The sequence below is a fragment of the Streptomyces sp. CB01635 genome, assembly GCF_002803065.1.
In the GTDB taxonomy this organism is placed as follows: Bacteria; Actinomycetota; Actinomycetes; order Streptomycetales; family Streptomycetaceae; genus Streptomyces.
This window is the reverse complement of the sequence record NZ_NNBL01000001.1, coordinates 519,392-536,631: the sequence shown is the minus strand read 5'-3', so window position 1 is coordinate 536,631 and position 17,240 is coordinate 519,392. Positions and strand designations below refer to the sequence as shown.

Genomic DNA, 17,240 nt, shown 5'->3' with positions numbered 1-17,240 from the left:
CGTACTCGGCCGCCGCCGGCCCGGCCCGTCAACGGCCGAGCAGTGCAGTGAGGGCGCCGACCGGGTCCGTGTCGGGGGTGCCTCTCGGCCACCAGTCCTCGCGGCCCGGGTCCGATTCGTAGCCGTACCAGAGTCCTTCGCGGCCGAGGCGGAGCTGGAGGTTGTCCGTGGACAGCCTGTTGCGGTGGGGACGGAAGTGGGGGAAGTCCGCGGCGATGAGGGCCGGGCGGGCACGGTCGAAGGGGCCGGCCGGCGGGTCCCACTCCTCTTCGAGGACGCCCAGGCCCGCGAGTCCGCCCTGGCGCCAGGCGGCCACGGCGCGGGCCAGGTCGGTGGCCGTGCGTCCGGTGCCCTGGGCGAGGGACTTGTAGAGCGCGCGCGTGGACGCCGCGAGGCCGGAGCCGGGGTGGGCGGCGGCGAGCCGGACCGCGTCCTGCCAGGGGGTGAGACCGGCGATCGGGTCGATGCCCCGGGTGAGGAACGTGTGGGCGCGGGCCGCGGCCTCCGTGGCGAGGAGGTCGAGGGCGAGCGGGTCGGGGGCGCCGGACGCGTGCGGGTAGACGGGCGGGCGGCCCGGGTGCGCGGGGGCCGGGAAGGGCGGGGGCAGGAGCGGCAGGGTGCGGGGCACGAGGGCTTCGCGGGCCTCGACCGAGGGCAGCGCGGGGGCCGTGGCGGAGCGCTCGCCGGCGGCCCGCGCCGCGTTGCGCCGGGTGAGGTCGGCGAGGAGCTCCTGTTCGCCGCGGCCGCGCAGCAGGAAGAGGACGAACGGGTCCTCGTCGAGCAGTCGTGCCGTCTGATAGCAGAGCGCGGCCGCGTGCTTGCAGGGGTGACCGTCGTCCGGGCAGGAGCAGTCGGGGATCAGGTCGCCGACGGCGGGCAGGAGGTCGGCGACGGCGGCCAGCGCGTGCGGCACGTCCTTGTCGAGGAGCGCGGCCATGTGGTCGGGGCGGGCTGCCGCCGTGTCCAGGATGCGCTCCCAGTCCTCGTCGTTGAGGGTGCGCAGGCGGATCTCGGTGCGGTACGGGCGGGGGCGTGAGCCGTGGACGTAGGCCATGACGCGGCCGGGGGTCGCGGTGATGGCGTCGACGTGTCCCCGGTCGGCGTAGGCGCGGCCCCGGGTGAGGCGGGCCGTGTCGAGCGCCGTGTCCACGAGGGCGTCCACCCACGCGTTCCCCCACCAGGTCAGGGCGAAGTCGTCGGCCGTGCGGGTGCGGGGCGGCAGGGGCGGGAAGGTGCGGCGGCGGTCGTCGACGCGGGCGCGGGCCTGGGCGTGCGCGCCGGCGCGGCCCGGCGTGTGGGGTGTCATGCCGTCCTCCGTGTCATGCCGTCCTCCTGAGGGAGACGAGGTCGGCGAGCTCCCGGTCGGTCAGCTCGGTCAGGGCGGCTTCGCCGGAGCCGAGCACGGCGTCCGCGAGGGCCTTCTTGGCGGCGAGCATCTCGGCGATGCGGTCCTCGACGGTGCCCTCGGTGATGAGGCGGTGGACCTGGACCGGCTGGGTCTGGCCGATGCGGTAGGCGCGGTCGGTGGCCTGCTCCTCGACGGCCGGGTTCCACCAGCGGTCGAAGTGGACGACGTGGCCCGCGCGGGTGAGGTTCAGGCCGGTGCCGGCGGCCTTCAGCGAGAGCAGGAAGACGGGGACCTCGCCGGACTGGAAGCGGTCGACCATGCGCTCGCGTTCGGCCACGGGGGTACCGCCGTGCAGGAGTTGGGACGGGATCGCGCGGGCGGCGAGGTGGGTCGCGAGGAGGCGGGCCATGGACACGTACTGCGTGAAGACGAGGACGGAGCCGTCCTCCGCGAGGATCGTGTCGAGGAGTTCGTCGAGCAGGGCGAGCTTGCCTGAGCGGCCGGTGAGGCGGGCCCGCGGGCCTTCCGTCTCCTTGAGGAACTGCGCCGGGTGGTTGCAGATCTGCTTGAGCGACGTCAGGAGCTTCATGATCAGGCCGCGGCGTGCGATGCCTTCGGCGGCCTCGATCTCCGCCATCGTCTCGCGGACGACCGCCTCGTAGAGCGAGGCCTGTTCGCGGGTGAGGGGGGCCGGGTGGTCCGACTCGGTCTTCGGCGGCAGCTCGGGGACGATCCCGGGGTCGGACTTCTTGCGGCGGAGCAGGAAGGGCCGCACGAGGCGGGCCAGGCGCTCGACGGCCTCTGCGTCCTCACCGGTCTCGACGGCGCGCGCGTGCCGTGCGCGGAAGGACTTGAGCGGGCCGAGCAGTCCAGGGGTCGTCCAGTCGAGCAGGGCCCACAGCTCGGACAGGTTGTTCTCCACGGGGGTGCCGGTGAGCGCGATGCGGGCGGGCGACGGGATCGAGCGCAGCGCCTTGGCGGTGGCGGAGAAGGGGTTCTTGATGTGCTGCGCCTCGTCGGCGACGACCATGCCCCAGGTGTGCCCTGCCAGTTCGGCGGCGCGGGTGCGCAGGGTGCCGTACGTGGTGAGGACGAAGCCGCCTGCGAGGCCGTCGAGGGTGCGGTCCGTGCCGTGGAAGCGGCGGACGGGGACGCCGGGGGCGAAGCGGCTGATCTCCCGCTGCCAGTTCCCTAGGAGGGACGCCGGGCAGACGACGAGGGTGGGCGCCGCCTTGTTCCTGCGCAGGTGGAGCGCGATGAGGGTGACCGTCTTGCCGAGGCCCATGTCGTCGGCCAGGCAGCCGCCGAGGCCGAGCGAGGTCATGAGGTCGAGCCAGGCCAGGCCCCGCAGCTGGTAGTCGCGGAGCGTGGCGTGCAGGCCCGCGGGCTGGGTGACGGCGGCGGGGCCTTCGACGAGGCGGTCGCGGAGGTGGGCGAGGACGCCGGTGGGGACGGCCTCGACGCGCTCGCCGTCGATGTCGGCCTCGCCGGTGAGGGCCACGGCGAGGGCGTCGACGGGTTGGAGAAGTCCCAGCTCGCGTTTGCGGGCCTTGCGTACGAGGTCGGGGTCGACGACGACCCACTGGTCGCGCAGCCGGACGACGGGCCGGTGGGACTCGGCGAGTTCGTCCATCTCGCGCTCGGAGAGGGGGTCGCCGTCGAGCGCCAACTGCCAGTTGAACTTGAGGAGTTCCTCGCCGTCGAAGAACGGGGTGCCGTCGGTGGCGGAGCCGGGCGCGGCGGCGCGCACCACGGCGGTGGCGGTGAGGGCGCGGGCCAGGTCCCTGGGCCAGTGGACCTCGACGCCCGCGTCCGCGAGGCGGGCCGCGGCCGGGCCGAGCAGGTCGAGCAGCTCGCCCTCGGAGAGCGCGAGGACGTCGGGCACGTCACGCTCCAGGACGCGGCCGAGCGGGGGCCAGACGCGGGCGGCGCGGCGCAGGGCGAGGACGGCGTCGATCCTGGCGCGCGGCCCGAAGTGCGCGTCGCCGTCACCGGCCCAGAGCCGGGCCGCGTCGACGACCTGGGTGGGGTCGGCGAGGCTGTGCACCTGGACGAGGGCGGCCCCGGCGCGCCGCCGCTCCTCGGCGCCTGGGCCTCCCGGGCCGTCCTCACCGGCGGAGGCGGGGTCGGTGGCATCGGCAGCGTCGTCCGTGTCGAAGAGCGTGAAGTTCGAGAGGTCGAGACGCAGGGACACCCGTACGCCCGCGTCCATGCCGGCGGCCGCCTCGACCGCCCAGGCACGCGCGCGGGGCAGGTGCTGCGGCGCGAAGGAGGCGAAGGGCGCCCCGGCCGCGAAAGGTGCGGCGGGGCTGCGCGGCAGGGAGTCGGCGACGGCGTCGAGGAACGCGCGCACAAGGGCCTCGGGCTCGGGCAGCCGCAGCGGCTTGGAGCCCTCGACGGGCGCGGCATGGGCCTCGTACGGCATGGCGGCGGCGATGGCGCGCAGCTGTGCGATGTCGTCCGCGTCGAGGGGTCCTGCGCGCCACGCGTCGTGGTCGGAGGGGGTGAGGCCGGGCAGGAGGCGGCCGCGGCCCACGAGGTGCAGGGCGTGCAGGGCGGCGGCGCCCCAGCAGGCCGCGGCGGGGTGGGCGCCAGGGGTGTGGCGGGCCCGGACGAGCAGGGGCAGGGCGTCGGTGACGGGCAGCCGGACTGCGGGCACGGTCCGGGCGCGGGCGCCCGTGCCGTGCGGCCGGACGACGGTGAGCGGGGTGGCGCCCGGCAGGTCCGTGCCGTCCGGGTGCCAGAACGCAACGCTGCTCTCGCGCGGCAGGGGCGCGGGAAGGAACACGGCGGCCGCGGCGACGGTGATTCCCCTGTGGTCGATCTGCTCCGTCATGGCCGGGCTCCTTTCCCTGGTCGGCAGGCATGGGTACGCCCTGGTCGGTGCGGCGTGCGTCGCCCTCGTCCGGCGGGACCGGCGACGTCTACGACCTTACGGGCGGGGTCTGACAATCAAGGCCGGGCGTCTCTCCTGCACCGCGTGTACGGTTCGAACGACGGCCCGTGCAAGATCGCCGGGCCCGACCGACGGCAGCCTCGGAGAGAACAGGACAGTCGCATGGGTGACCTGCTGCTGGTCCGGCACGGCGAGACCGAGTGGGCCCTGTCCGGGCGACACACGAGCTGGACCGACGTCCCGCTGACGGAGAACGGCCGCGAGCAGGCACGCAAGCTCGCCCCGCTCGTCCGCAGCTATCACATCGGAGCCGTCTTCTCGAGCCCGATGGTGCGGGCCCACGAGACCGCGAAGCTCGCGGGTCTCGGGAACGTGCGGGTCGACGCCGACCTGTGCGAGTGGGACTACGGCGCCTACGAGGGCGTCACCACGCTCGAGATCCAGCGCACCCGGCCCAACTGGTTCCTCTTCACGGACGGGGTCGCGCCCGGCCCCCCGGAGCACCCCGGCGAGAGCCCGGAAGAGGTGGGGGCGCGGGCCGACCGCATGCTCGCGAAGGTGGACGCCGCGCTCGCGGAGAACGAGGGCAGCGTCGTCCTCTTCGGCCACGGCCACTTTTCGCGGGTCCTCACCGCGCGCAGGCTCGGCCTGCCCCCGGCGGACGGGGCGCACTTCCTGCTGGCGACGGGCACGGTCAGCAGGCTGAGCACAGAGCACGGCCGGCCGGTCATCGCAGGGTGGAACCTGCGGCCCTGATACGCCATCGGACCCGGCCGTTGTCAGACCCCTGCTGCACCATCGGAACGTACGGAGCACATACCGGCCGAGGGACGGAGTCAGGGGGGTGCCATGACCAGGCCGCTGTCCGCCGCGCAGCGGCGCATCGTCGACGAGGCCGACCCGGTCACCGGGCGGCTGAAGGGCGGTGACGCCCAGCTCGCGCGCCTCGTCCTGCTGAAGCTCGCGTTCCGGCACCCGCGACCTCCCCACGACCACTTCCTGACACCGGCCGGATACCGGATATGGGAGGCGGGGGACGAACCGGAGCGCGCCGAGCAGCCCCCGCCGCCGGCGCCTTCCGGCGGCGGCCCGTTCGCGGCGCGGGTGGGCGGAGAGGCGCCGGTGCCGGGCGGTCCGGCGCGGGCGCGCGAGGTGCGCAGTGCCTGGCAGGGGCTCGTGGAGATGCGCCGGATGACCAATCCGGGCGGCGCCACCGACCGCCCGTGCGCCTGGGAGCGCGCGCATCTGGTGCAGGCCGCCGCCCTCGCCCTGGAGGCGGCGGGCTGCCGTCCGGCGGACGGTGACACCGGGGACGGCTACCGTGTCGGCGGCACACCACAGCCGGAGGCCGTGGCCGTACGGGGGCGCGGGCCGGACGGAATCGCGGGCTGCGCCGCCGCGTTGGAGCGGGCAGGGTGGCAGGTCAGCGAGCACGCGGAACCCCGCACCGGGGGACGGTACTTGCTGGCGTCACCGCGAAGATCATGACGATCGAGCAGCAGACGGAGCACCCGAAGCAGAAGCCGTAGTAGCTGTACCAGCCTGATTAGCCGTAGTAGTCGTCGAAGGGGAAATCGTGGCCGAGACGTTCACCGTGCGCATTCAAGTGCGCGGGTACGAGACCGACTCGCAGGGGCACCTCAATCAGAGCGTGTACCTGCAGTACGCGGAGCACGCGCGATGGGTGCTGCTCCAGCACGGCGGGATCCGGCAGGCCGACCTGCTGGCGAAGGGGGTCGGCCCGGTCGCCCTGGAGACGACCATCCGCTACCGCCGAGAGCTGCGCGCGGGCGACGAGGTGGACGTGAGCTGCGCGTTCGTGTGGACGGAGGGCAAGACGTTCCGGGTCGAGCAGTCGATACGCAAGACCGACGGCACGCTCGCGGCTGAACTGACGAGTGCGGGCGGCCTGATGGACCTCAAGGAGCGCAAGCTCGTGGCGGATCCGCGCGAGTACTTCCGGGCACTCGCGTCGGATCCACGCGCCTTCGGCCTCTGATTCCCGACGGCCCTGGACGAACGCCGCCCTAGACGAACGCCCCCTTGTGCTCTTCGGCCCACATGGCGAAGGTACGGGGCGGGCGTCCGAGGATCCGTTCGACGTCGTCCGTGACGATCGCGTTGTGGCCGGCGCGGACGTACGCGAACCCTTCGAGGACACTGTCCACGGACTCCTCGGCGATGCCCGCGGCAAGCACGTACTCGCGGGCGGACTCCAGGGGCACCTCCACGGTCTCGACCGGGCGCCCGACCGCCGCGGCGATGGCGGCCGCCTGGTCGGGCACGGTGAGGAGTTCGGGTCCGGTGAGGGTGTAGACGCGGCCGGTGTGCCCGTCGGCGAGGAGGGTCTCCACGGCGGCCTCGGCGATGTCGCGCGGGTCGATCACGCCCTGGGCGCCGTCCGCGAACTGGTCGGGGACGGGCCGCCCGGCCCGGATCTCCGGTGCCGACCACAGGAAGTTCGACGCGAACGTCGTGGGGCGCAGTACGGTCCACTCCAAGTCGCCCGCCCGGAGCGCCTCTTCGCCCGGGACGTGCCACATGCCGAAACGTCCGGCGCCCGGCTCGCCCGTGCCGATCGCCGAGAGCTTCACGACCCGGTGCACGCCGGCCGCCCGCGCCGCGTCCAGCAGGGCCTTGTCCTGCGCGCCGGGCCCGGATCCCGAGCCGGGCAGGGTCACCATGAAGACGGCCGTCGCGCCGGCCACCGCCGCGCCGAGGGTCTCCGGGTCGTCGAGGTCCCCTCGGACGACCTCGGTGGCGGGGCCGAACGCGGCGCGGGCCGGATCACGGGTCAGGGCGCGGTGCGGGACGCCACGCGTGGCCAGGAGGCGGGTCACTTCACTGCCGATGGTGCCGGTGGCACCGGTGATGAGGATCATGGCTGCAACGCTGCCGGTCAACGGGCCCCCGCAGCTAGGAAATTCCGGCACAGCCGGCGACCCCCGGACGGCACACCCCCCGGTTAACGTGGAGAGGTGACCATGCTGCGGGACAGGACGGCGGAACAGGCGGGGGCGCCGGACCACACCGGCACCCCCGGTCGGTACGGCACCCCCCTCGCGCCGCCCGAGGCACTGCGGCCCTGGATCACCGAGATCGACTCGATCAACTCCGTCGGCTCTTCGGACTTCGGTCAGGGGGACACAAGGCCGATCACCCACGTCCCGGACGCGGCGACGCGTCTGGTGTTCCGTGTGCTGCCGGACGGCGGCACCGACGTGGTCGCCATCGGCCCGCGCACCAAGGCCTCGTACTACGAGGAGAAGCGGCTCCCGATGTGTCTGCAGCTGCGGTTCCGGCCCGGGGCCGCGCGACCGCTGCTCGGGGTGTCCACACGCGAACTCGTGGGCCGCGCCGAGCCGTTGGAGTCGCTGCCGGGCGAGGCGGGCCGACGGCTCGCGCGCGGGCTCGCGGCCCTCGGGCCCGCCCCGGACCCGGACGCCGTACTCGCGCGCATGACGGAGCTGCTGCCGGACGGTCTCACGCCGCGCGACCGTGGCGAGCGCGCCCGCGACGGCCTGGTGCGGGCGGCGGTGGAGGCGCTGTCGACGGCCCCGGGCCGCGACCGGCCGGGGACGGTCACCGAGGTGGCCCGGCAACTCGCCGTGAGTGAGCGACAGTTGCGCAATCTCTTCGCGGACGGCGTCGGTCTGTCCCCCAAGCACTTCGCGCGGATCGACCGGGTGCGCCAGGTGCTCGCCGGCGCGGGCGCCGAGGAGCACCCGCGGTGGGCCGGGCTCGCGCACGCCACCGGTTACTACGACCAGTCGCACATGACGGCGGAGTTCCGCGCACTGCTCGGCGTACCGCCGACGGCGTTCGCCACGGGACGCCTCCCGGCCGCGCGCCCCTGCGGCCCGGGCCGCTGATCCCCCCGGCGCCCCGCCCACCCCCTCCCCACATACAAAACCGCCGTTCACGTGCGGGAACGGCCTGCGGGAGCACATCGACCCCCGCTCCGCACCCCCAACTCCCTTCCGCTTGACGGGTATACGTCACCCACAATCTCTGGTAGGAAACCTTCCTAACAGTTCGCGGAAGAACGAGCTCCCCCATGGAGGTCCCGTGCACACCCCCCACATACGCACGTCGCGTCGCACCCTGCTCGCCCTGATCGGCGCCTCGGTCGTCGCGGCCCCGCTCCTCACGACCCAGCTCGCGACGGCCACGCCCGTCTCCGCGAGCGGGCTCGACGACCCGGCGAAGAAGGAGATCGCCATGAAGCTGGTGTCGAGCGCGGAGAACTCCTCGCTCGACTGGAAGGCCCAGTACGGCTACATCGAGGACATCGGTGACGGCCGCGGCTACACCGCCGGGATCATCGGCTTCTGTTCCGGCACCGGCGACATGCTCGACCTCGTGGAGCTGTACACGCAGCGCAAGCCCGGCAACGTCCTCGCGAAGTACCTGCCCGCCCTGCGCGAGGTGGACGGCACCGACTCGCACGACGGCCTCGACCCCGACTACCCGGGCGACTGGGAGAAGGCGGCCGAGGACTCCGCGTTCCAGCAGGCCCAGAACGACGAGCGCGACCGCGTGTACTTCAACCCCGCGGTCTCTCAGGGCAAGGCGGACGGCATCGGCACGCTCGGCCAGTTCGCGTACTACGACGCCATCGTGATGCACGGCGACGGCGATGACGCGACGAGCTTCCGCAACATCCGCAAGCGCGCTCTCGCCCAGGCCCAGCCGCCGGCGCAGGGCGGCGACGAGGTCGCGTACCTGAACGCGTTCCTCGACGCTCGGGTGTGGGCCATGAAGCAGGAGGAGGCCCACAGCGACACGAGCCGCGTCGACACCGCGCAGCGCGTCTTCCTCGAGAACGGCAATCTGAACCTGGACCCGCCGCTCGACTGGAAGGTGTACGGGGACAGCTACCACATCGGCTGACAACTCCCTTCTCAGGGCGGCGCGTTCGGTATTCACATGAGCCGGGCGCGCCGCTTGCGCGTACACCGAACAGCCCATACACCCCTTGCCCCCGGCTCGCCATGATCGCTACGGTCCCGGGCAGCCGTCCGTCTACGCGCGTCACCCCGACGCGTTGCCCCCAGCGTCACCCCCGAAGCGAGAGGCCCGCCCATGCAGCTCCGCCACAAGTCACTGCTCGCCGCCGCCACCGCGACCCTTGCCTTGGTGGCGGCAGGTCAGGCGGGGGCCGCGGGCCCCTGGGAGCGGGTCGGCGACGATGTGAAATCCGGTGTCAGCGGGCTCGCCCTCACCGGGCACTCCGACGGAACGGTCCACGCGCTCATCGTGCGCGACAACAAGAAGCCGGGCGACAACCGGATCGCCCAACTCATGTATTCCAAGGGCGAGTCCGCCTCGGCCGACGTCACCCCGGTCACCTGGGACGGCGCGGAGCCGACCGACCTGGAGGCCGTCGAGGCGGTGCCGGGCACACCCGGCGAATATGTGGCCCTGGCCAGCCGGGGACTCGTCTACCACCTCCGGCCGGCCGGCAGCACGGTGAAGGTGCTCGACCTCTCGCCACTCCCCGGGATCCGCGAGGGCGACGACTTCGAGAGCTTCGCGCTGGCCTCGAACGAGGGGAAGCTCGCGGCGGTGTGGGCGGACCGGGGAGACGGGGCCGGGCGGCCCGCCACGGTCTTCGCGGCGCCGTTCTCCTACAGCGAGTACGGGGACGCGAAGTTCGGGGCGCTTCAGCGGGCGTCGTTCCGGGCGCCGTACCCGACGGGTGACGTCCGGCACGTGTCCGACATCTCGGTGACCGGTGACGGGCGGCTGCTCGTCAGCTCGGCGTCGGACGCGGGGGACGACGGGCCGTTCGACTCGGCGGTGAGTGCGGCGGGGCGTGTGCGGATCTCTGAGTCGGGTGCGGTGCGACTGACGGTCTCCAAGTCGCCTGCGGTTCTGGGTAAGTTCACGGGGTTCAAGGTCGAGGCGCTGGAGTGTGTGCCCGGTTCGCGTGACGCGGTGCTCGGCACGGACGACGAGAACAAGGGCGGTTCGGTCAGGACGGCCGCCCTGTGCGGAAGCTGACCGCGACACGGCGGGCGGCCCGGGCGGCCCGGACAGCCGAGGGACACGTGAGGAGAAGCCCTAGGGCCTCCGGCTGTGCTCCCCCGGCGTGGTGCCGAACGCGCGGCGGAACACGTCGATGAACGCGCTGGTGGAGGACCAGCCGCAGCGGTGCGCGACCGCTGTGACCGGCTCGCCCTCCGCCAGCATCCGCAGCGCGTGGTAGAGGCGGAGCTGGGTGCGCCATTGGGGGAAGGTCATCCCCAGTTCGCGGCGGAAGAGGCGGCTCAGCGTGCGTTCGCCGGCGCCGGACGCCCTGCCGAGCGCGGCCAAGGGGCGGGCGTCGGCCGGGTCGTCGTACAGGAGGTCGCAGACCGCCTTGAGGCGCGGGTCGGTGGGGGTGGGGAGTTGGAGGGGCTGCTGCGGGGATGCGCGCAGCTGGTCGAGGAGGACGGCGCGCAGGCGCCTGCTCTCGGGGCTGTCCTCGTCGGGGTCGCGGGTGGCGGCGAGGAGCAGTTCGCGCAGCAGCGGGCTGACGGTCAGGACGGTGGGCGCGTCCAGGCCGAGCGGGTTGACCCGGGCGGGCAGGCCGAGCGTGTGCAGGGCGAGGTGCCCGTGGGCGCGGTGGGCGTGGACGCAGCCGGCCGGCACCCAGATGGCGCGGGTGCCGGGCGCGAACCAGGTGCCGGCGTCGGTGGTGACGGCGAGGACTCCCGAGCCCGCGTAGACGATCTGGTGCTCGTCGTGCCGGTGGGGGTCGATCCGCCCGCCCGCCGCCAGCGTCTGGGTGCGGGTGGGTGCCTGCGGAGTGTGGCGGATATTCGGCATACATTGGCACTTTATCGGAAGCGCGCCACGACGGCCCGTACGGACGATGGACGGGTGTCAGACAACCGGACCTCCGTCTCCCCCGCTCCCACGACCGAGCCGACAGCCGCCCCCGAACCACCGGCCCGCCGGCGCGGGCCCATCACCCTGCTCGCTCTCGGGCACGCGTGCGTGGACGTCTACCAGGGCGCGGTGGCCGCCCTGGTGCCGTTCTTCGTCTCCGAGCGGTCCTACACGTATGCCGCCGCCTCCGGGATCGTGCTGGCCGCATCGCTGCTGTCGTCGGTGGTGCAGCCGCTGTTCGGCGCGCTCACGGACCGGTGGGCGATGCCGTGGCTGCTGCCGGTGAGCTGCGTGGTGGGCGGGGCCGGTGTGTCGCTGGCCGGCGTCGGGGACTCGTACGCCCTCACGCTGGTGGTGGTCGCGGTGTCCGGGATCGGGGTCGCCGCCTACCATCCTGAGGCCGCGCGCGTGGCCCGCGTCGCGAGCCGTGGCAGCCATACGGCGATGGGCTGGTTCTCACTGGGCGGCAACCTCGGATTCGCGACCGCGCCCCTGCTGGTCTCGGCCGTCGTCGCCACCGGCGGGCTGCACGCGTCGCCGCTGCTTGTCGTCCCGGGCCTGGCCGGAGCGGCCCTGTGCGTGGCCGCGCTGCGCTCGGGCCGCAGAGCCGTCCCGGCGGCGGGCGGGGCCGCGCTCGAAGTGGACGGCAGGGACGACTGGCCGTCGTTCCTCAGGCTGACCGGCGCCATTGTGTGCCGCTCGATCGTCTTCGTCGGCCTGAGCGCGTTCATCTCCCTGTACGCGCGCCAGCGGGCGGGCGGTGGTGAAGTAGCGGGCACAGCCGCGCTGTTCGTGCTCTACATCGGCGGCGCGGTGGGCACCGTGGCGGGCGGCAGGCTCGCCACCCGCTTCGGCCGCGTGCCGGTGCTGCGCTGGTCGTACGCCCTGACGGTCCTCGCCGTCGCGGGGGTCGTCTTCGTCCCCGGTCCCGCCCTCTACCTGTGCGTGGCACTGACGTCCGCCGGCCTGTACGTACCGTTCTCGCTGCACATCACGCTCGGCCAGGACTATCTGCCCCGGCGCGTGGGCACCGCGAGCGGCGTCACGCTGGGCCTTGCGGTCAGCGTCGGCGGCATCGCGAGCCCGGCGATCGGCGCCCTCGCGGACGCCACGTCCCTGCGCACCGCGCTCGCGCCGCTGACCGTCCTGCCGGCACTCGGCTGGCTGCTCGTACGGACGCTGTGCGAGCCCGGCGGACGGCCGGTGAAACAGGCGGAGTGACGGTCGGTGCGGGAGGTCCGGTTCGGGCACCGTGGCCGAACCCGCCTTCCGCCCGGGTGGTTGAAGAGAAGGTTCGGGCCGACTGCCAGGATGCAGTCCGTCGAGATACCCGAACCGAGGACGACGGCCGGTCCCGTCGCGCTGCGGCTCACGCGGGACCGGCAATCCGGTTTGACTGCAAAGCAACTTCCGCCATGCGGCCGGGGGCGTCACGCTCGGTGCGTCAGTGCACCCCTGCCGCGGAAGACCCTGCCGACGCCGAGGACCCGGCGACCGTACGCGTCGACGCGATCTCACCGCCCGGTTCCATCGGGGCCGTCACGTCGTCCGCGTCGCCGCTGCGGCCGAGGTGGTTGAAGAGCAGGTTGAGGATCACCGCGGCCACGCAGCCCGTGGAAATGCCCGAATCCAGGATGATCTTCGCGGTCTCCGGGAACGCGTGGTAGAACTCCGGCGCCGCGATCGGGATGAGCCCGACGGCCAGCGAAACGGCCACGATCAGAACGTTGTTGTCCCGCTCCAGGTTCGCCTTGACCAGGGTCTGGATACCGCTCGCCGCGACCGAGCCGAAGAGCACGACGCCCGCGCCGCCGAGAACGGGCCGCGGCACGACCGCGATCAGCGAGGCCGCCATCGGGCACAGGCCCATCAGGACGAGGAAGCCGCCGCCCGTGGCGACGACGTACCGGCTGCGGATCTTCGTCATCGCGACGAGGCCGATGTTCTGGGCGAACGCGCTGCACATGAAGCCGTTGAAGAACGGGCTGAGCGCCGAGCCGAGCGTGTCGGCCCGCAGGCCGGCCGCGATGGTCTTCTCGTCGGCGGGACGCTCCACGATCTCACCGAGCGCCAGCATGTCGGCCGTGGACTCCGTCATCGAGACGACCATGACGACACACAGGGAGACGATCGCGGCGGCGGCGAACTGCGGGGCGCCGAAGTGGAACGGCGTCGGGAAGCCGATGACGTCCGCGTCACCGATCGGGCTGAAGTCCGTGACGCCGAAGGGGATCGCGACGAGGGTGCCGATGATCAGGCCGAGGAGTACGGCGATCTGCTTGACGAAACCCGTGGTGAACCGGCGCAGCAGCAGCACGATGACGAGAGTGATGCCCGCCAGCGTGAGATACGTCGTCGAACCGTAGTCCTTCGCCGCGGGGTTGGGGCCCTGGGCCCAGCCGAACGCGACCGGCATCAGCGAGACGCCGATGAGGGTGATGACCGTGCCGGTCACGACCGGCGGGAAGAAGCGTACGAGCTTGCTGAAGAAGGGGGCGGCGATGAAGCCGAGAACGCCTGCGACGATCACCGCGCCGAAGATGACGGGCAGCGCGTCCTTCTTGTCGTCGGTCGAGTTGACGACGGCGATCATGGGCGCGACACCGGCGAAGGTGACGCCGTTGACGAACGGCAGACGGGCGCCGATCTTCCAGATGCCGAGGGTCTGGAGGAACGTGGCGAGTCCCGCGGTGAACAGGCAGGCGCCGGTCAGGAAGGTGAGTTCCTTGGGCGACAGGCCCACGGCGGCGCCCACGATGAGCGGCGGCGCGACGACGCCCGCGTACATGGCGGCGACGTGCTGGAGGCCGGTCGTCGCCATCTTCAGCGGCGGCAGCTTCTCGTCCACCGGGTGCTTGCCCGCAGGATGTTCGGTGTGCCCCTCGGATATCTCGTCGGGGGTGGTGCCTTGCTTGGTGAACCTGGGCTTGATGGCCACAGCGGCTCCTCCGGTTGTTTTCCAGTGCCTGGGCGGCACTCGCTTCTGGGAGGTGGTACGTCGTGCAAGGACTTGCCGGTATTCGGTTGTGGGTACTGCGCCCAGGTAGTGCTGACCGCCCCGGGATCGTGAAGTGTTGGGCCACGATCCGGGGCGGCACTTGAGCAGCCCGCTCGGCAGCTCAAGCCCGGTCGGGGGCCGTCCCCCCCGACCGGAGTTCTTGGTCAGTGGGTGGCCGCCGGGTCTCCGCGGCGTCGCGGAGACCCGGCGGCCACCCACTAGGACTCGGCGGTGATCCGCGCGAGACGCTGGGCCTCCTGACGCGCATCGCGCGCGATGGCGTCCTCGTCGGCGTGCAGCAGGCGTCCGTCCTCGACGACCGGCTTTCCGTTGACGAGGGAGAGGGTGACCGGGGCCGCCGCGCCGAAGACGATGGCGGTGACCGGGTCGGCGATCGAGGAGTGCCCGATGCCGTCGATCTTCCACAGGACCAGGTCGGCGAGCTTGCCCGCCTCCAGGGAGCCGATCTCGGCGGCGCGGCCCAGGACCCGGGCACCGCCGGCGGTGCCGAGCCTGAGCGCCTGACGGGCGTTCAGTGCGGCCTCGCGGTGGGCGCCGAGACGGTTGATGAGGAGCGCGTTGCGCAGCTCGGTGTGCAGTTCGCCGGACTCGTTGGACGCCGTGCCGTCGACGCCGAGGCCGACCGGGACGCCGGCCTTGAGCATGTCCGGGACGCGGGCGATGCCGGCCGCCAGACGGGCGTTGGACGACGGGCAGTGCGCGACACCCGTGCCCGTACGGGCGAAGGCGGCGATGTCCGAGTCGTTCATGTGGACGCAGTGCGCCATCCACACGTCCTCACCGAGCCAGCCCGTCGACTCGAAGTAGTCGGTCGGGCCCATGCCGAAGAGCTCGTGGCAGAACTTCTCCTCCTCGACCGTCTCGCTGCCGTGGGTGTGCAGCCTTACCCCGAGCCGGCGCGCCAGCTCGGCGCCCTGCTTCATGAGTTCGGTGGACACGGAGAACGGCGAGCAGGGGGCGACGGCCACCTGGGTCATGGCGCCGAAGGAGGCGTCGTGGTGCTTCCTGACGGTCTCCTCGGTGGCCGCGAGCGCGCCCTCGAGGGTCTCGACCGCGAAGTCCGGCGGCAGGCCGCCGTCCTTCTCGCTGCGGTCCATGGAGCCGCGGGCGAGCGTGAAGCGGACGCCCATGTCGGAGGCGGCGCCGATGATGGCGCCGGACAGGTCGCCGGAGCCCTGCGGGTACACGTAGTGGTGGTCCATCGCGGTGGTGACACCGCCGCGGGCCATCATCGCGAGGGAACCCTGCGCGGCGACGCGGGCCATCTGCTCGTCGATGCGCGCCCACGTCGGGTACAGCGCGACCAGCCAGTTGAACAGGTTGTGGTCCGTGGCGAGGCCCCGGGTGATCCACTGGTAGAAGTGGTGGTGCGTGTTGATCAGGCCGGGCGTGACGAGGTGGCCGGTGCCGTCGACGCGGCGTACGACGTTCTCCAGGCCCGCAGGGGCCTGGCCTGCGCCGATGGACTCGATCTTGTTGTCGGCGACGACCACGTACCCCGAGGCGTACTCGGTGTCGTTGGCGTCGACGGTCGCGATGGCCGCGTTCTCGATGACGATGCGGGAAGGGGCTGCCGAAGGTGCCATGGTGCTTCCTTCATGATGAGTGGCGAGGCGTGTGGGCACGGCAGGACCCTAGGAGGATTTGAGTGCCGCGGCGGCGGTGGCGCGGCCGCGGGTGCCGAGATGGTGAAAGAACAGGTTCAGCGATACGGCCACCAGGGCGCCCGCGCTGATGCCGGAGCCGAGCACGGTCTGCGCCCAGGCCGGGAATTCGGCGTAGAAGGTGGGCGCGGCGAGCGGGATGATGCCCGCGCCGAGCGAGACGGCGACCAGGATGATGTTCGAGCTGTCGTCGAGGCCGGCCTCCGACAGCGTACGGATGCCGCTGACGGCGATGGAGCCGAAGAGGACGATGCCCGCGCCGCCGAGGACCGGCATCGGCACCGTGGAGACCACCGCGCCGAGCACCGGGAAGGCGCCGAGGACCAGGAGCGCGCCTCCCGCGGCGGCGACGACGTAGCGGCTGCGCACCTTGGTCAGCGACACGACGCCGACGTTCTGGGCGAAGGCCGAGGTGGGGAAGCCGCCGAAGACGGGGCCGAGAAGAGTGGCGAGGCCGTCGGTGCGCAGGCCGCGGGTGATGGTCCTGCCGCTGGTCTCGCGGTCGCAGATCTCGCCGATGGCGAGCATCCCGGCGCTGGACTCCGTCATCAGGACGAGCATCACCAGGCAGAGCGAGAGGATCGCGGCGGGCTGGAACTCGGGCGTGCCGAACGCGAAGGGCGTGGGCAGCGCGGCGACCGGGGCCGACCTGAGGGCTCCGAAGTCGGCCATGCCGAACGGGATCGCGGCCAGCGTGCCGATCAACAGGCCCAGAAGCAGGGCGACTTGCTTGACGAAGCCGCGGCCGAAGCGCTGGATCACCAGGATGACGACGAGCGTGAACGCGGCGAGTCCCAGGTACTTCATGTCGCCGAAGTCGGCGGCGGTCTTGTCACCGCCCTGCGCCCAGGCGACCGGGACGGGCATCAGGGTCACCCCGATGAGGGTGATGACGACGCCCGTGACGAGCGGCGGGAAGAAGCGCAGGAGCCTGCCGAAGAACGGGCCGATCGCGAGACAGAAGACGCCGGCGACCATCACCGCACCGTAGATGGCGGGGAGTTGGTCGCCCCGGGCGTTGGTCTCGGCGATGGCGAGCATCGGCGCGATGCCGGCCGAGGAGGCGGCGTTGACGAAGGGCAGCCGGTTGCCGACGAGTCCCTTGACGCCGAGGGTCTGCAGGAGGGTGGCCACGCCCGCGATGAGCAGGCTGGCGGCGATGAGCCGGGTCTGGCCCGCCGTGTCGAGACGGACGGCCTGGCCGATGATGAGCGGGGGCGTGACCACGCCCGCGTACATCGCGGCGATGTGCTGGAGTGCCGCGGGGACGAGCCGCGAGGGGTGGAGCTTCTCGTCCACCGGGTGGACCTCAAGTCCTGCCGGTGGGGTGGAACACGGGCCTTCAGCCGGCCCTTTTGCAGGCGTTGCCATTGCTGGTCCCTCCGGTGTGGCGCACCCCCCGCCCGACTGCGGGCGGGCGGGGGGTGCGCGCCCCGC

The 17,240-nt window shown here is 72.7% G+C and carries 14 protein-coding genes; 7 read left to right on the top strand and 7 right to left on the bottom strand.

Going from position 1 to position 17,240, the window contains the following annotated elements; all coding sequences use genetic code 11:
* Positions 1-28: 28 nt before the first annotated feature.
* Together CG723_RS02220 and CG723_RS02215 are read right to left on the bottom strand one after the other, a co-directional pair.
* Positions 29-1,306 carry an SWIM zinc finger family protein gene (locus CG723_RS02220; RefSeq protein WP_100591437.1) on the bottom strand — a complete coding sequence of 426 codons (1,278 nt, stop codon included), beginning with the start codon at positions 1,304-1,306 and terminating at the stop codon, positions 29-31.
* A 13-nt stretch (positions 1,307-1,319) separates the two neighbouring features.
* Complete coding sequence (locus CG723_RS02215; RefSeq protein WP_100591436.1) at positions 1,320-4,184, bottom strand: DEAD/DEAH box helicase; 2,865 nt, start codon at positions 4,182-4,184, stop codon at positions 1,320-1,322.
* Positions 4,185-4,406: 222 nt separating this feature from the next.
* On the opposite strand from CG723_RS02215, the gene CG723_RS02210 reads away from it, so the two are divergent.
* The 3 genes from CG723_RS02210 to CG723_RS02200 all read left to right on the top strand — a co-directional run bounded on the left by CG723_RS02210 (position 4,407) and on the right by CG723_RS02200 (position 6,243).
* On the top strand, positions 4,407-5,000 hold the full coding sequence (locus CG723_RS02210; RefSeq protein ID WP_100591435.1) for a histidine phosphatase family protein: 594 nt from the start codon (positions 4,407-4,409) through the stop codon (positions 4,998-5,000).
* 93 nt (positions 5,001-5,093) lie between these two features.
* Positions 5,094-5,732 carry a hypothetical protein gene (locus tag CG723_RS02205; RefSeq protein WP_100591434.1) on the top strand — a complete coding sequence of 213 codons (639 nt, stop codon included), beginning with the start codon at positions 5,094-5,096 and terminating at the stop codon, positions 5,730-5,732.
* Positions 5,733-5,820: 88 nt separating this feature from the next.
* Complete coding sequence (locus CG723_RS02200; RefSeq protein ID WP_100591433.1) at positions 5,821-6,243, top strand: acyl-CoA thioesterase; 423 nt, start codon at positions 5,821-5,823, stop codon at positions 6,241-6,243.
* A 28-nt stretch (positions 6,244-6,271) separates the two neighbouring features.
* Here CG723_RS02200 and CG723_RS02195 read toward each other — a convergent pair whose 3' ends face one another.
* Positions 6,272-7,126 carry an NAD(P)H-binding protein gene (locus tag CG723_RS02195; RefSeq protein WP_100591432.1) on the bottom strand — a complete coding sequence of 285 codons (855 nt, stop codon included), beginning with the start codon at positions 7,124-7,126 and terminating at the stop codon, positions 6,272-6,274.
* 102 nt (positions 7,127-7,228) lie between these two features.
* Here CG723_RS02195 and CG723_RS02190 point away from each other — a divergent pair, with 102 nt between their 5' ends.
* The 3 genes from CG723_RS02190 to CG723_RS02180 all read left to right on the top strand — a co-directional run bounded on the left by CG723_RS02190 (position 7,229) and on the right by CG723_RS02180 (position 10,250).
* On the top strand, positions 7,229-8,116 hold the full coding sequence (locus CG723_RS02190; RefSeq protein WP_100591431.1) for a helix-turn-helix domain-containing protein: 888 nt from the start codon (positions 7,229-7,231) through the stop codon (positions 8,114-8,116).
* Between the two features lie 196 nt (positions 8,117-8,312).
* Positions 8,313-9,137, top strand: coding sequence for a chitosanase (locus CG723_RS02185; protein ID WP_100591430.1), 825 nt, complete (start codon positions 8,313-8,315; stop codon positions 9,135-9,137).
* A gap of 192 nt (positions 9,138-9,329) precedes the next feature.
* On the top strand, positions 9,330-10,250 hold the full coding sequence (locus CG723_RS02180; RefSeq protein WP_100591429.1) for a hypothetical protein: 921 nt from the start codon (positions 9,330-9,332) through the stop codon (positions 10,248-10,250).
* A 60-nt stretch (positions 10,251-10,310) separates the two neighbouring features.
* Here CG723_RS02180 and CG723_RS02175 read toward each other — a convergent pair whose 3' ends face one another.
* A complete protein-coding gene (locus CG723_RS02175) occupies positions 10,311-11,057 on the bottom strand; it encodes an AraC family transcriptional regulator (protein ID WP_100591428.1) in 747 nt (248 codons plus the stop codon).
* 141 nt (positions 11,058-11,198) lie between these two features.
* Here CG723_RS02175 and CG723_RS02170 point away from each other — a divergent pair, with 141 nt between their 5' ends.
* Positions 11,199-12,341, top strand: coding sequence for an MFS transporter (locus CG723_RS02170; protein WP_100591790.1), 1,143 nt, complete (start codon positions 11,199-11,201; stop codon positions 12,339-12,341).
* 223 nt (positions 12,342-12,564) lie between these two features.
* Here CG723_RS02170 and CG723_RS02165 read toward each other — a convergent pair whose 3' ends face one another.
* The 3 genes from CG723_RS02165 to CG723_RS02155 all read right to left on the bottom strand — a co-directional run bounded on the left by CG723_RS02165 (position 12,565) and on the right by CG723_RS02155 (position 17,174).
* Positions 12,565-13,941: a nucleobase:cation symporter-2 family protein gene (locus CG723_RS02165; RefSeq protein WP_100591789.1), complete on the bottom strand. Its 1,377-nt coding sequence runs from the start codon at positions 13,939-13,941 to the stop codon at positions 12,565-12,567.
* Positions 13,942-14,336: 395 nt separating this feature from the next.
* The gene (locus CG723_RS02160; protein ID WP_100591427.1) at positions 14,337-15,725 is read right to left on the bottom strand and encodes an 8-oxoguanine deaminase; all 1,389 of its coding nucleotides are present in this window, start codon (positions 15,723-15,725) and stop codon (positions 14,337-14,339) included.
* A 48-nt stretch (positions 15,726-15,773) separates the two neighbouring features.
* Positions 15,774-17,174 (bottom strand): nucleobase:cation symporter-2 family protein, encoded by a 1,401-nt coding sequence (locus CG723_RS02155; protein ID WP_100591426.1) that lies wholly within the window; start codon positions 17,172-17,174, stop codon positions 15,774-15,776.
* Between the last annotated feature and the right edge of the window lie 66 nt (positions 17,175-17,240).

What these genes read in the sequence shown, in the direction of transcription:
- CG723_RS02190 (WP_100591431.1), top strand. Translation starts at nt 7,229, where the DNA reads ATGCTGCGGGACAGGACGGCGGAACAGGCGGGGGCGCCGGACCACACC.
- CG723_RS02175 (WP_100591428.1), bottom strand. Translation starts at nt 11,057, where the DNA reads ATGCCGAATATCCGCCACACTCCGCAGGCACCCACCCGCACCCAGACG.
- CG723_RS02165 (WP_100591789.1), bottom strand. Translation starts at nt 13,941, where the DNA reads ATGGCGACGACCGGCCTCCAGCACGTCGCCGCCATGTACGCGGGCGTC.
- CG723_RS02195 (WP_100591432.1), bottom strand. Translation starts at nt 7,126, where the DNA reads ATGATCCTCATCACCGGTGCCACCGGCACCATCGGCAGTGAAGTGACC.
- CG723_RS02180 (WP_100591429.1), top strand. Translation starts at nt 9,330, where the DNA reads ATGCAGCTCCGCCACAAGTCACTGCTCGCCGCCGCCACCGCGACCCTT.
- CG723_RS02155 (WP_100591426.1), bottom strand. Translation starts at nt 17,174, where the DNA reads ATGGCAACGCCTGCAAAAGGGCCGGCTGAAGGCCCGTGTTCCACCCCA.
- CG723_RS02215 (WP_100591436.1), bottom strand. Translation starts at nt 4,184, where the DNA reads ATGACGGAGCAGATCGACCACAGGGGAATCACCGTCGCCGCGGCCGCC.
- CG723_RS02220 (WP_100591437.1), bottom strand. Translation starts at nt 1,306, where the DNA reads ATGACACCCCACACGCCGGGCCGCGCCGGCGCGCACGCCCAGGCCCGC.
- CG723_RS02210 (WP_100591435.1), top strand. Translation starts at nt 4,407, where the DNA reads ATGGGTGACCTGCTGCTGGTCCGGCACGGCGAGACCGAGTGGGCCCTG.
- CG723_RS02205 (WP_100591434.1), top strand. Translation starts at nt 5,094, where the DNA reads ATGACCAGGCCGCTGTCCGCCGCGCAGCGGCGCATCGTCGACGAGGCC.
- CG723_RS02160 (WP_100591427.1), bottom strand. Translation starts at nt 15,725, where the DNA reads ATGGCACCTTCGGCAGCCCCTTCCCGCATCGTCATCGAGAACGCGGCC.